Source organism: Bradyrhizobium sp. WSM1743 (assembly GCF_000473065.1).
In the GTDB taxonomy this organism is placed as follows: Bacteria; Pseudomonadota; Alphaproteobacteria; order Rhizobiales; family Xanthobacteraceae; genus Bradyrhizobium.
The window spans coordinates 162,298-174,691 of record NZ_AXAZ01000009.1; the positions used below are offsets into that span (position 1 = coordinate 162,298).

Annotated in this window: 13 protein-coding genes; 9 read left to right on the top strand and 4 right to left on the bottom strand. The window is 64.2% G+C overall.

Annotated elements, in window-relative coordinates; all coding sequences use genetic code 11:
* Positions 1-80: 80 nt before the first annotated feature.
* From YU9_RS0107825 to YU9_RS0107870, 9 genes are all read left to right on the top strand, one after another.
* The gene (locus YU9_RS0107825) at positions 81-875 is read left to right on the top strand and encodes an enoyl-CoA hydratase/isomerase family protein (protein WP_027572301.1); all 795 of its coding nucleotides are present in this window, start codon (positions 81-83) and stop codon (positions 873-875) included.
* A 9-nt stretch (positions 876-884) separates the two neighbouring features.
* Positions 885-2,144, top strand: coding sequence for a CaiB/BaiF CoA-transferase family protein (locus tag YU9_RS0107830; protein WP_027572302.1), 1,260 nt, complete (start codon positions 885-887; stop codon positions 2,142-2,144).
* Positions 2,145-2,194: 50 nt separating this feature from the next.
* Positions 2,195-3,187 carry a tripartite tricarboxylate transporter substrate binding protein gene (locus tag YU9_RS0107835; protein ID WP_027572303.1) on the top strand — a complete coding sequence of 331 codons (993 nt, stop codon included), beginning with the start codon at positions 2,195-2,197 and terminating at the stop codon, positions 3,185-3,187.
* A 206-nt stretch (positions 3,188-3,393) separates the two neighbouring features.
* Entirely contained in the window at positions 3,394-3,876 is a 483-nt protein-coding gene (locus YU9_RS0107840; RefSeq protein ID WP_027572304.1) for a tripartite tricarboxylate transporter TctB family protein, read from the top strand.
* An 11-nt stretch (positions 3,877-3,887) separates the two neighbouring features.
* Positions 3,888-5,417: a tripartite tricarboxylate transporter permease gene (locus tag YU9_RS0107845; protein WP_027572305.1), complete on the top strand. Its 1,530-nt coding sequence runs from the start codon at positions 3,888-3,890 to the stop codon at positions 5,415-5,417.
* Positions 5,414-6,418: a 4-hydroxythreonine-4-phosphate dehydrogenase PdxA gene (locus YU9_RS0107850; RefSeq protein WP_027572306.1), complete on the top strand. Its 1,005-nt coding sequence runs from the start codon at positions 5,414-5,416 to the stop codon at positions 6,416-6,418. Before YU9_RS0107845 ends, YU9_RS0107850 begins: the two co-directional genes overlap by 4 nt.
* Before the next feature lie 137 nt (positions 6,419-6,555).
* Positions 6,556-6,771 (top strand): hypothetical protein, encoded by a 216-nt coding sequence (locus YU9_RS45525; protein WP_084298925.1) that lies wholly within the window; start codon positions 6,556-6,558, stop codon positions 6,769-6,771.
* Between the two features lie 127 nt (positions 6,772-6,898).
* Positions 6,899-7,960 carry a glycosyltransferase family 4 protein gene (locus tag YU9_RS0107865; RefSeq protein WP_027572307.1) on the top strand — a complete coding sequence of 354 codons (1,062 nt, stop codon included), beginning with the start codon at positions 6,899-6,901 and terminating at the stop codon, positions 7,958-7,960.
* Between the two features lie 12 nt (positions 7,961-7,972).
* A complete protein-coding gene (locus YU9_RS0107870; RefSeq protein ID WP_027572308.1) occupies positions 7,973-8,971 on the top strand; it encodes a L,D-transpeptidase in 999 nt (332 codons plus the stop codon).
* Positions 8,972-9,015: 44 nt separating this feature from the next.
* Here YU9_RS0107870 and YU9_RS0107875 read toward each other — a convergent pair whose 3' ends face one another.
* The 4 genes from YU9_RS0107875 to YU9_RS0107890 form a co-directional block, all read right to left on the bottom strand.
* Positions 9,016-9,429 (bottom strand): cupin domain-containing protein, encoded by a 414-nt coding sequence (locus tag YU9_RS0107875; protein ID WP_027572309.1) that lies wholly within the window; start codon positions 9,427-9,429, stop codon positions 9,016-9,018.
* A gap of 50 nt (positions 9,430-9,479) precedes the next feature.
* Positions 9,480-10,223 carry an SDR family oxidoreductase gene (locus YU9_RS0107880; RefSeq protein WP_027572310.1) on the bottom strand — a complete coding sequence of 248 codons (744 nt, stop codon included), beginning with the start codon at positions 10,221-10,223 and terminating at the stop codon, positions 9,480-9,482.
* Between the two features lie 206 nt (positions 10,224-10,429).
* Positions 10,430-11,662 carry an HlyD family secretion protein gene (locus YU9_RS0107885; RefSeq protein WP_027572311.1) on the bottom strand — a complete coding sequence of 411 codons (1,233 nt, stop codon included), beginning with the start codon at positions 11,660-11,662 and terminating at the stop codon, positions 10,430-10,432.
* On the bottom strand, positions 11,655-12,092 hold the full coding sequence (locus YU9_RS0107890) for a hypothetical protein (protein WP_027572312.1): 438 nt from the start codon (positions 12,090-12,092) through the stop codon (positions 11,655-11,657). Before YU9_RS0107890 ends, YU9_RS0107885 begins: the two co-directional genes overlap by 8 nt.
* Positions 12,093-12,394 lie beyond the last annotated feature (302 nt).

Below are 12,394 nucleotides of genomic sequence, written 5' to 3' on the forward strand. Positions count from 1 at the left end.
ATGCGCATATATTTCCAAGTTATAGCTTGAAAATCCCAGATTTTGCATTCAAAATTGTAAAAGACAGAAGGGTAAGAGGAATGGACCTGCAAGTGGAGGCGGAAGACCTCGTCTTCGAGCGTGACGACGGCATCGGGCGGATCACCTTCAACCGCCCGCAGGCCCGCAATGCCTTCACCTTCGCCATGTACGAGCGGCTTGCCGCGATCTGCGAGGAGGCGAACCGCGATCATGCGATCAAGGTGCTGGTGCTGCGCGGGGCCGGCGACAAGGCCTTTGCCTCGGGCACCGACATCAACCAGTTCCGCGAGTTCAAGACGCCGCAGGACGCCATCGACTACGAGAACCGCATCGATCGCGTGCTGACCACGCTGGAACAGTGCCGGGTGCCGACCATCGCGGCGATCAACGGGTTCTGCACCGGAGGCGGGGCGGGCATTGCCGCGGCCTGCGACCTCCGCATCGGCACCAAGAGCGCCAAAATTGGATTTCCGATTGCTCGCACGCTCGGCAATTGCCTGTCGATGTCCAATGTCGGCCGTCTCACCGCACTCATCGGCGCCGCGCGCGTCAAGGACCTCATCTTCACCGCGCGCCTTGTCGACGCCGCGGAGGCCGCAAGCGTCGGACTGCTCGGCGAGGTCGTCGACGATCTTGTCGCCCTCGAGCGGCGCACTGAGGAGGTGGCCCGGCTCGTCGCGAGCCATGCGCCGCTGACGCTGAATGCGACCAAGCAGGCTGTCAGCCGCCTGCAGCGGCGGCTGACGCGGGACGAGGGCGAAGACCTCATTCTGATGTGCTACACGAGCCAGGACTTTCGCGAAGGGCTCGATGCTTTCCTCAACAAGCGCGCGCCGCAATGGCGCGGCCAATAGGACGAGCCGATGCAAAGCGACCGATCTCAATCCACTTCTCGCCGTTCGGGACCGCTGGCCGGCCTCAAGGTCATTGACCTCACCCACGTCATGGCCGGGCCGACCTGCACCTTGATGCTCGCCGACATGGGCGCCGACGTCATCAAGATCGAGAAATGGCCGAACGGCGACGATACCCGCCATTCGGTGCCGCCGAAGATCGGCGATGAAGCGGCGTCCTTCCTGATGATGAACCGCAACAAGCGCGGCATCGTGCTGGATCTGAAAACCGAGGGCGGCAAAGAGGTGCTGCGGCGCCTGATCGCGGATGCCGACGTGCTGGTCGAGAACTTTGCGCCGGGCGCGATGGAGCGCCTCGGCTTCGGCTACGAGGCGCTCCATGCGGAATTCCCGGCGCTGATCTACTGTTCGCTGTCGGGCTTCGGCCGCACCGGTCCCTATAAGCACCGCAGGGGATTTGACCTTGTCGCGCAAGCGATGAGCGGCATCATGAGCTTTACCGGCGAGCGCCCGGACGGTCCGCCCGTCAAGTGCGGTCCGCCGCTGTCAGACATCACCGCGGGCCTGCTCGCGAGCATGGGCATCCTTGCGGCCTACACGCATCGTCTCAAGACCGGCGAAGGGCAATGGGTCGAGACCTCGCTTTATGAAGCTGCGCTGGTGCAGACCTATTGGCAGTCGACCATCGCGCTGGCGGCCGGCACGGCGCCGCGCGCCATGGGCTCGGCGCATCCGCTCAACGCTCCGTATCAGGCGTTCGAAGCCTCGGACGGCTGGCTCGTGGTCGGCGGCGCCAACAAGAAGCATTGGCTGTTGATGCTGGAAGCGCTCGGCGCGAGCGAGCTTGCCGCCGATCCGCGCTTCGTCACCGGCGCCGATCGCATGGCCAATCTGAAGGAGCTCGAAGCCGTGCTGAGCGAGCGTTTCCGCACCAGGTCGCGGGCGCATTGGCTGGCGGCGCTGGAGGAGAAGGGCGTGCCGTGCGGCCCCGTGCACGACATGCTGGAAGCCCTCAGCGATCCGCAGACACTGGCGCGCGAGATGGTCGTCGAGGTCGAGCACTCCACGCTCGGTCCCGTCAAGACGATCGGGCTTCCCATCAAGTTTTCGGAGACCCCAGGCAAAGTGCGATCGGGCGCGCCGGTCTATGGTGAGCACACAAGCGAGGTGCTCGCCGAGCACGGGTTCGACCAGTCACGAATCGAGGCGCTCGAAAAAGAAGGCGCGATCGTGCTGGCATCAGGAAGGCGCGAGGAACGCGTCGCCTGAGCAGGCATCGATACGACAAGAACAAAGAACAAAATCAGCTGGAGGAAATCATGGGTCGGACGTCAACATTTCTGCTCTCCGCGGCCATAGCCGTGCTCGTCGGCACGATGCCGGCGCTTGCCGCCTGGCAACCGCAAAAGCCGATCGAGTTCGTCGCCACCGCCGGCCCCGGCGGCGGCACCGACAACCTTGCCCGCGCGGTGCAGAACATCATCACCAAGCACAAGCTGACGGAGCAGCCGATCGTCGTCGTCAACAAGGGCGGCGGCAGCGGCGCCGAAGGCTATGTCTACGGCAAGGCGTCCGCGGGCGACCCTTACAAGGTGATCTTCGGCACCTCGAACGCCTGGCAACAGCCGCTCGTCTCCAAGGTCGCCTTCAACTACACCGATCTCACCCCGATCGCGGCGATGGCACAGGACGAGTTCCTGCTCTGGGTCAAGCAGGACGCCCCCTACAAGACGGCGGGCGACTACCTCAAGGCCGCCGCGTCCGGCGAATTCAAGATGGGCGGCGCGCAGTCGAAGGACACCGACGAGGTGCTGACGCGGATGATCGAGAAGGCCGGCAAGGTCAAGCTCACCTACATCCCCTTCAAGAGCGGCGCCGAGACCGCCGTGCAGCTCGCCGGCGGCCATCTCGATTCTCACGTCAACAATCCCAGCGAAAGCCTCGGGCAATGGCGCGGCGGCACGCAGCGACCACTCTGCGTGTTCAGCCCGAAGCGCTTGCCGCAGGGCCCGAAGGTCACCGCGACCGAAGGCTGGAGCGACGTTCCGACCTGCGTCGAGCAGGGCCTCGACATCAAGCAATATGAGCAGCCGCGCACCGTGTGGCTGCCCGGCAAGGTCACGCCGGAGCAGGCCGCGTTCTATGTCGACCTCATGAGGAAAGTGCAGGCAACGCCGGAGTGGAAGGACTACATCGAGAAGACCTCCCAGGTCGACACGTTCCTGACGGGTGCCGAGTTCGACAAGTTCATCAAGGAGGACCTCGAGCACGTCAAGCAGGTCGCGGGCGAGCAGGGCTGGCTCGTCAAGTGAGGCGGGGCAGGCAGGTCGCCAGCGGCCATCCTTCGAGACGCCCGCCTGCGGCGGGCCCTCAGGATGAGGTCGCGAATTGCGGCGAGATGTCAGCCCCTCATGGTGGGAGCCCGCCAAAGCGGGCGTCTCGAACCATGCAGGTCTGGCTCGTTCGGCAGACCCCCCGCGGTCACGCGGGATCGCTCAGCCTTCAAAGGGACCACGCCATGATCTCCCGTCGCGCGCTTGAACTTGCGACCGCCGTCCTCACCGGCAGCTTCGGTGTCGCCGTAATCGTCTCCAGCCTCGACAACGGCATCGGCTGGTCGAGCGCAGGCGTCGACGCCGGCACGTTCCCGTTCCTGACCGGCATCATCATCGTGCTCGGGAGCCTCTACAATCTGGTGCGCGGCGTGCTGCCGGCTGCCACACTGGCAAACGTCCCCATCGCCATCACGTCAATCGAGCTGCGCCGGCTCGCCGGCCTGTTCGTGCCGGCTGCGATCTTCGTCGCCGCGATCCCGCTCGCCGGGATATACGTCGCCTCGGCGCTGTATGTCTTCGCGGTGCTGGCGATCCCCCGGCACCAATCCGTGCCGCGCGCGCTCGCCATGGCAGCAGCAACGGCGCTCGCGCTCTATGTCGTGTTCGAGCGCATGTTCCAGGTGAGCCTGCCGCACGGCGCGCTCGCCGCCGCCTTCGGGTTCTGACGGAGAGGCCGATGGACAATCTCGCAGAGCTCCTGCACGGCTTCACCATCGCAGTCACCGTGCCGCATCTGGCCCTGATGGCGGTCGGCGTGCTGCTCGGCATTCTCGTCGGCGTGCTGCCGGGGCTGGGCGCGCCGAACGGCGTGTCGCTGCTCCTGCCGCTGACCTTCGGCATGCAGCCGGTGTCGGCGATCATTCTGCTCTCCAGCATGTATTGGGGCGCGCTGTTCGGGGGATCGGTGACCTCGATCCTGTTCAACATTCCCGGTGAGCCGTCGTCGGTCGCGACCACGTTCGACGGCTATCCGATGGCACGCGACGGCCGGCCGACCACGGCGCTCGCGACCGCCTTCGGCTCGGCCGCGTTCGGTGCGCTGATCGGCGTCATCCTGATTACCTTCCTCGCATCCTGGGTGGCGCAGGTTGCGCTCGCGTTCGGGCCGGCCGAGTATTTTGCGGTTTATTTCCTCGCCTTTGCCAGCTTCGTCGGCATGGGCGGTGCGGCGCCGATCAAGACCGTCGTGGCGCTGGCGATCGGCTTTGCGATCGCCGCCATCGGCATCGACACCGTCTCCGGCAGCGTGCGCCTCACCATGGGCGTGGATGAGCTGGTCAAGGGCGTGAGCTTCGTCGTCGCGGTGATGGGCCTGTTCGGCATCGGCGAGCTCTTGGTCGCTGTCGAGGAGGAGTTTCACGCCCGCGCGGTCTCCTCGAAGATCGACTGGCGCGAGGTGTTTCGCGCCGTCGGCCGCCTGCCGCGGCACGGCGTTGCCCTGCTGCGCAGCGCCGCGATCGGCTGCTGGATGGGGATCACGCCGGGCGGCCCGACCGCGGCTTCCTTCATGAGCTACGGCATCGCCCGCCGCTTCTCGCGCCGCGGCCGGCATTTCGGCACCGGGGAGGTCGAAGGCATCATCTCGCCGGAGACGGCCGATCATGCCGCCGGGACCAGCGCGCTGCTGCCGATGCTCTCGCTCGGCATTCCCGGCTCGGCGACCGCGGCGGTGATGATGGGCGGGCTGATGATCTGGGGCCTCAATCCCGGGCCGATGCTGTTCGTCGACAGCAAGGATTTCGTCTGGGGCCTGATCGCCTCGATGTATGTCGGCAACATCGTCGCCGTCGCGCTGGTGCTGCTGACCGTCCCGGTCTTCGCCGCCTTGATGCGGATTCCCTTCGTGGTGATCGCGCCGCTGATCGTGATCATCTGCGTCGTCGGCGCCTATTCGGTGTCGAACTCCTATCTCGACGTGGTCATGATGCTCGGCTTCGGCGTCGTCGGCTATCTCTTCAAGAAGCTGTTCTATCCGCTGGCGCCGCTCGTGCTCGCGATCGTGATCGGCGACAAGGCCGAGGATGCGTTCCGGCAGTCGATGCTGATCTCCAAGGGATCACTCGGCATCTTCTTCGCGAACAAGCTGGTGACGTGCCTGATCGTGGGCGGCATCGCGCTGCTGCTGCTGCCGCTCGTGTTGCAGCTTGCGCGTCTCTGGCGCAAGCCCGCGATCGACACGCCAGCCCAGGAAAAGGTGATCATATGACCGCAAAGCCGCTCGTTGCATTGGCAATGGGAGATCCCGCCGGCATCAGCCCGGAGCTGACGGCGAAGCTCGTGGCGCAGGACGACATCCGCGCCCGCTGCCGGCTCGTCGTCATCGGCGATCGCCGCATCTTCGACGAAGGCGCGCGCATTGCTGGCCTCAAGCCGAAGCTGAAGATGGTGGAGCAGGGTGCCGACCTCCGCGCGGCGCAGGAAGATGCACTGTTCGTCGATCTCCGCCACCTCGACCCCAGCGAGGTCGAGCCGAAGACCGCGACCGTTGCCGGCGGCAAATTCGCCCTGGCCAATTACAGGCACGCGCTCGAACTCGGCCGCGACGGCCATGTCGACGCGGTCTGTTTCACCCCCTTCAACAAGCAGGCGATGCGCCTTGCCCGTGCCGAGTACGACGACGAGATCGCGTTCTCGGCCGAGGTCGTCGGTCTCAACACGCCGGCAAGCGAATTCAACGTGCTGGACCGGCTCTGGAACGCACGGGTCACTTCGCACATCCCGCTCAAGGACGTCGCTGCAAAGCTGTCGAGCGAACGTATCCATCGCGCGCTCTGGCTGACCGATTCCTGCATGCGCAATGCCGGCTTTGCGCGACCGCGCATCGCGGTCGCAGGCCTCAATCCCCATGCCGGCGACGGCGGCAATTTCGGCCGCGAGGAGATCGACGTGATTGCGCCTGTGGTCGCGGACGGTCAGCGCGAGGGTATTGCCGCGGAGGGACCGTTCCCGGCCGACACCGTGTTCCTGCGCGCCAAGGCCGGCGCCTTCGATGCCGTGCTGACGATGTATCACGACCAGGGCCAGATCGCGATGAAGCTGATGGGTTTCGATCGCGGCGTCACCTTGCTCGGCGGCTTCCCTTTCCCGATCTGCACGCCCGCGCACGGCACTGCCTACGACATCGCAGGGCAGGGCATCGCATCGATTGGCGCTAGCCGCGCCGCATTGCTGCTCGCAGCGGAGATGGCGGCGCAGCGACTCGTCTGATCTCGTAGGCAGCAAGGGAGCGAGCGCTGACTGTGCTGGCCTGCCGAGCAGGCTTAGACTTTTCGGTAAAAACTGGAAACATCCGCCGTCGCCACGAGTTGTGGCTCCATGAACATCTCCCACGTCGGAGCTGGAACATGGTCGACGAAGGCCCGCTACGAGCAGCGGTGGACACCGCTTGGTGCGTGTACCGCGCCCGGCATCGCGATGTCGATGCCGCGGATGGCCGTCGCTGCCTGCTCGAGCGTCATCTGCAAGGGAGGCGGGAAGCGCGCGAGAGTAACGGTGATGCCCAGGAACTTGCAGCATTCGGGCTTGCCTATCTCGAGCGGCTTTCCGATAACGAATGTTGAGGCTCATTGAGGGCCGCATCTGCCGCCTGGCGAGCGCAAGCGCGAGGCCGGATTGGACGTTGTTCGCGATTTCGAACCTTCTGTCTGCGGCCATCGTGCTGATCGTGCGTTCAGCGGTATAGCGGGCATGCGCATCGCTCAGCTCGCTCCGTTGGCCGAAAGCGTCCCTCCCAAGCTTTACGGCGGCACCGAGCGGGTGGTGGCCTGGCTTGTGGATGAGCTTGTCGAGCTCGGCCACGACGTCACGCTGTTTGCCAGCGGCGACTCCCGAACGACAGGCAAGCTCCACCGGGTGTGGCCACGCGCGCTACGTCTCGGCCGAAAGGGCGTCGATCCGAGTGCAGCCTGCGCGATGCTGCTGGAAGCGATCGCGAGACGAGCCAGGGACTTCGACGTGATCCACGCGCATATCGACTGGCTTCCGCTGCCGTTGCTCAGTCGCCTTGGTGTGCCGTTCCTGACGACCATGCACGGCCGCCTCGACCTGCCTGGCTTGCCCGACGTGGTTCGGGAGTTCCCGGAAGCATGCTTCGTGTCGATTTCCGATCACCAGCGCCAGCCGCTTCCGGACGCCAAATGGATCGGAACGATCCAGCACGGATTGCCATCGGAGCTGTTGCACCCCTCCTACGAGGACGGGTCATATCTGGCGTTTCTTGGCCGTCTCACGGCAGACAAGGGTCCGGAGGACGCCATCCGCATCGCGCACGCAGTCCGAATGCCTCTCCGCATCGCCGCGAAGATTCCTCGCGCCGAGACTGCCTACTTCAGGAAACACCTTGCACCCCGGATCGACGGCGAGAAGATCCAGCTTGTCGGCGAAGTCGACGACGTGAAAAAGCAATCATTCCTTGGCGGAGCAGCCGCTCTGCTATTTCCGATCGCTTGGCCGGAGCCTTTCGGGCTGGTCATGATCGAGGCGATGGCGTGCGGAACGCCCGTGATCGCCTACCGCTCGGGATCCGTCCCTGAGGTGATCGAGCACGGCCTGACCGGTTTCATCGTCGAGAACGAGGAGCAGGCCGTCAAGGCGGTCGGCGAATTGGGTAGGCTGGATCGAAGGCGGGTGCGCGCCCGTTTCGAGGAACGCTTCACCGCACGCCGAATGGCGCGCCAGTACGAAGACCAATACCGTAAGTTGGCTGCCGCGGCAGCTCGGAAAGTCAACACACAAATGTCGGAAAAGTGAAAGGAGGCGGCGATGTCGCTGACGAAATCGGGGCGGTTCTGCATCTTTGCTATCTTCGCCCTGGCGGCATCACCAGCGTTCGCCGCCGAGATGACCGCGGACGCTATCAATTCCGCCCAGCCATCAAAGAAGACGCTTTCAAACGAGCAGCCGACCCCGGCAGGGGTGCGGCTGCAGGTTCTCCTGGACAGGGCGCACTTCTCGCCCGGCGAGATCGACGGCAGATTTGGCGATAACGCGAAGAAGGCCCTGCGGGCCTATGCGGAAGCGCAGCAATTGCCGAGCTCGGATGCCTTCACGGACGACGTTTGGGAGGCACTGCAGGCGGATGACCGTCCGGCGATGACGACCTACACCATCACCGGGCAGGACGTGGCGGGGCCTTTCCTGCGCAAGCTGCCGTCGAAGATGGAGGACATGAAGGGCATCCCGAAGCTCGGCTACACCAGTCCGCGCGAAGCACTGGCCGAGAGATTCCACATGAGCGAGCAACTCCTGTCGGCGCTCAATCCCGGGCGTCGTTTTGATCGCGTTGGCGGCACCATCGTCGTGGTGGACACTGCCAGAGCAAAGGAGGAGGCGCCCGCCAAGGCTGATAGGGTCGAAATTGATAAGGTCCGGCAGACCGTAAAACTGTTCGACAAGTCGAATGCGTTGATCGGTTTCTATCCGGCGACCGTCGGAAGCGAGGAGAAGCCGTCGCCCTCAGGCGCGCTCAAGATTACTGAAGTGAGCCGAAATCCGTTCTACCGCTACAATCCCGCTTATCACTTCAAGGGCGTCCGCTCGCGCAAGCCCTTCATCATCAAGCCCGGTCCAAACAATCCGGTCGGCACGGTGTGGATCAACCTGTCCGCAGAAGGCTACGGCATTCACGGGACGTCGGCGCCGGATAAGATTTCCAAGGCGGAGTCTCACGGCTGCGTGCGTCTTACCAATTGGGACGCCGAACGCATCGCCGAGCGCGTATCGAAGGGTATACCGGTGGTGTTCATCGGGAACTCCGGATGATGCGAGTTCGCCCGGTGCAATAACGTCGCCTGCTGACCCCAGCGCTACTTGATCGGCGTCGTCAGCTCCTTGTCGTTCGTATCCACCACGAACACGGCAAGCAGCTTCGCAGGTTCGGTATCGCTGGCATTGGCGCTGACGGCATGGCGGTCGCCGGGCTTTTCAAAGAAGTTCTCTCCCTTGTGAAAGACTTTTGCGGGGCCGTCATTGACCTGGCTGCGGATCGCGCCTTCCAGGACCGTGGCATAGATGAAGGCGGAGGGCGCGTGGATGTGGGCCGGCGACGAGCCTCCGGGACCATACTCGACCAGAACGCCCTTCATGCTCTTGCCCGGGACGTTCGGCAGCGCCTGGTCGAACACGACCGACACTTTCGCCGATGGGGCTGTCGGCTCGGCTGTATGGGCCGTCACGACGGATGCGGCATAAACCGCCGTTGCGATCAACAATCTGCGCATGGGATTTCCTTCATTGCCGTAGCTGAGTGATGGCCAGGACCGCCGGAGCCTCAGAGGCTCACGAGCCATGTTGCGAGCGGCGTCGTGCCGAGCCGCGCCTCGCCGAGCGGGTTCAGCGATGTGTCGTCGATGGGGGCGCCGTAATACAGCGCCTTCGGATCTCCGATCACGGGGCGTGTGTCGCCGGACGCTTTCAGGCGGCGTGCGATGAATTCATTGAAGGGGGCCTTCTCAGGGCCAGCGATATCGATCGTGCCGTTGAGCGGCCGGCCGGTTGCGACCTCCGCGAGGCGATCGACGATGTCGTCGGCCGCGATCGGCTGAAACTGAGCCGTGGGAACGACGATCTTCCCGTCGATCACGCCCGCGTCGGCGATGGCCGCGAGGAATTCGAAGAACTGGGTGGCGCGCACGATCGAGTATGGGACCGAGGCGGACTTGATGATGGTTTCCTGCGCCAGCTTGGCACGGAAATAGGCGTTGTCGGGCGAGCGGTCGGTGCCGACGATCGAGAGCGCCACGTGATGTTTCACGCTCGCTGCGGCCTCTGCCGTGACGAGATTCTTGCTCGAACGCTGGAAGAAATCGAGCACGGCGGCCGGCTCCCAGGACGGCGCGTTGGCGACGTCGACGACGACATCAGCACCGGCCAGAGCGGCCGCGAGGCCTTCGCCGGTCACGGCGTTCGCGGCTGATTTCGGCGAGGCTGCCACGGTGTCGTGGCCTTGCTGCTTGAGCTTCGCCACCAGTCTCGATCCGATCAATCCGGTCCCGCCGATCACGACGATTTTCATGGCATGTCTCCTCAGCGTTTCGGGCTGCGAGATGGTGAGACCAATTCCAGCTCTCGCGCCTACGCCATCAACGATCCGAACCATGTGTTACCCGAGCAATCAGGCAGGCTCTTGTCTGGAACGCGCCTGCCTTGCCGAAAAATGCTTCAGAGAGATCGTTGGCGCGTCGCAATTGGTCAGGGATCATTCCCCTAAATCTCGGGGGATCAGTGGCCGCTCAGCACCAGTGTCTTGACCGGTAACAGCAACGCTTGAATGCGCAGCAGAAGGGCATGCACGAGCCCCGTGGCATCGACGACGTGCAGGGCAAATCCCTTGAGCGCGCCGGTCTTCGGGGCGGCGATCGCGTCGTGGTTGCTGGTATAGGCGTTGACGATGCAGGTCGAGCCTGGCGTGACGCCCTCGAGCCCGCCCTTGTAGAGCGGCTCCAGGAACGCCAGGATCGTGCCCGGCTGCCGCAGGTTTTGCGGGTCGACGAGCTGTTCGCCCGAGCGGAATTGCCCGGCGGCGATGTAGTCCTGCACGCCTGTGACCACGAGCGGAATGACCACCCAGGGCTTCGAGATGCAGGTCGCCTCCGCAAGCATGCCGGGGCGCATGACCTGGGCTTCGATCTGGCCGAAGCCGGCCTGCAATGCGCGCCGGCCGGCACCTTCCGGAATCAACAGGCCGGCCGGCCGCATCATCTGGTTGACGACATCGCCCGGACGCAGAAGGAATTGCTCCACCCGCCCATCGACACCGGCCCGAACGAAGGTCTTATCGAGATCGACCTGCGCCTCCGCCATCGCGGCTTCGGCGCTCGCCTTCTCGGCAGGCAGCAGCGTGGAGACCCGCAGCGCCGAAGCCTCCCTGGCGGCACTCGCGGAATCGATGCCCGCCTGTCGCTGATCGACCGTGACCTGGAGCTTTTCGATGTCGCGCTGCGGCACGATACCGGGATTGCGACGCTGCAATTCGCTCTTGGTGTCGAGCTCGTCCCTGGCTTGCTGCCAGGCCGCCTTCGCTTCCCCGATCTGGGCCTCCGCTTTGACCACATCGGCCCGTGCGCTGATCAGCGAAGCATCGACTTCGGCGACCTTTCGTTTCGCCGTCTCGAGCGCCGCCTGCTGCTTGGTGCTGTCCAGCCGGAAGAGGACGTCGCCCTGCTTCACAGGCGCGCTGTAATCGACGCTGACCTCGGCGACGCGGCCGGCCACTTCGGGCAGGATCGGCACGGTGCGGAAATAGAGCGCTGCGGACGTGGTCGAGGGATGATAGTAGAAGATCATGGTGATCAGCGCGACGGTCAGCATCAGGCAGCCGGTGATGCCCCACCTCAGCTCATACCAGACCGAGTAGAGCGTGATTTCCTTGCCGAACCGCTTGTTCTGCCGATAGCGGCGATAGAGGTAGTCCGGCAGGATCGTCACGAGCGAGCAGAGCAGGAGCTCAAGCATGACCTTGAACTCCCTCGTTCGACGCGTCCTTGGGGCCGGAATTGCCGATCGGCTCGGCTTCGGATGCCAATCGAGGCGTCTGCGGCGCTGCATCGGCGATCCGCTCCACTGAGCCGGCGATGGTGCGCAGCGGCGTCGAGAAGTCCGGCAGGTCGATCATCGCGAGCAGGAGACCTGCGATCCAGAAGATGTGCATGTGTGTGAACAGCGAGATGAGGCCGAGCACGGCGACGATCTCGAATTGCAGCTTCTGCGATTTGTGCGCCATGCGCTCCGGAAGGCTGTGCAGCTTCCAATAGAGCGTGCCCACCCACAACACGATGACGATGAGGAAGATGGCCATGACGATCATCAGGGCATCCGCCCCGTCAGGCCCAGGCACGAAGAACGGCAGATGATGAGGCGCTGCCGGATGCATTTGTTCGCTCAAGCTCATTCTCCCTGCCAGAAGAAGCCTGAGAGCCCACGGCGAGGCTCGTACATTGACCAGCATAGTTCCCCAACACGGGAACTGGAGCAAGGACTGTTCGGTGTGTGCTAGATCGCCGCGCCCAATGACGTGCTCCTGAGACGGCCCTTATCGGACACGGACTGTGCCGCGTTGGCACCCTTGGCGATCGTTAGCAGATTGCGCCTGTTTTGCCCGACGTGTCAAAGGCGATCGGACTGACGAAAAACGCTAGAGAAAACAATCCCATGGCTACTGTGCATGGGGTTGTTTTATGGTTTTTG

Excerpts from the sequence above, each read along its gene's own strand:
- YU9_RS0107825 (WP_027572301.1), top strand. The coding sequence starts at position 81 with ATGGACCTGCAAGTGGAGGCGGAAGACCTCGTCTTCGAGCGTGACGAC.
- YU9_RS0107830 (WP_027572302.1), top strand. The coding sequence starts at position 885 with ATGCAAAGCGACCGATCTCAATCCACTTCTCGCCGTTCGGGACCGCTG.
- YU9_RS0107835 (WP_027572303.1), top strand. The coding sequence starts at position 2,195 with ATGGGTCGGACGTCAACATTTCTGCTCTCCGCGGCCATAGCCGTGCTC.
- YU9_RS0107840 (WP_027572304.1), top strand. The coding sequence starts at position 3,394 with ATGATCTCCCGTCGCGCGCTTGAACTTGCGACCGCCGTCCTCACCGGC.
- YU9_RS0107845 (WP_027572305.1), top strand. The coding sequence starts at position 3,888 with ATGGACAATCTCGCAGAGCTCCTGCACGGCTTCACCATCGCAGTCACC.
- YU9_RS0107850 (WP_027572306.1), top strand. The coding sequence starts at position 5,414 with ATGACCGCAAAGCCGCTCGTTGCATTGGCAATGGGAGATCCCGCCGGC.
- YU9_RS45525 (WP_084298925.1), top strand. The coding sequence starts at position 6,556 with ATGGTCGACGAAGGCCCGCTACGAGCAGCGGTGGACACCGCTTGGTGC.
- YU9_RS0107865 (WP_027572307.1), top strand. The coding sequence starts at position 6,899 with ATGCGCATCGCTCAGCTCGCTCCGTTGGCCGAAAGCGTCCCTCCCAAG.
- YU9_RS0107870 (WP_027572308.1), top strand. The coding sequence starts at position 7,973 with ATGTCGCTGACGAAATCGGGGCGGTTCTGCATCTTTGCTATCTTCGCC.
- YU9_RS0107875 (WP_027572309.1), bottom strand. The coding sequence starts at position 9,429 with ATGCGCAGATTGTTGATCGCAACGGCGGTTTATGCCGCATCCGTCGTG.
- YU9_RS0107880 (WP_027572310.1), bottom strand. The coding sequence starts at position 10,223 with ATGAAAATCGTCGTGATCGGCGGGACCGGATTGATCGGATCGAGACTG.
- YU9_RS0107885 (WP_027572311.1), bottom strand. The coding sequence starts at position 11,662 with ATGCTTGAGCTCCTGCTCTGCTCGCTCGTGACGATCCTGCCGGACTAC.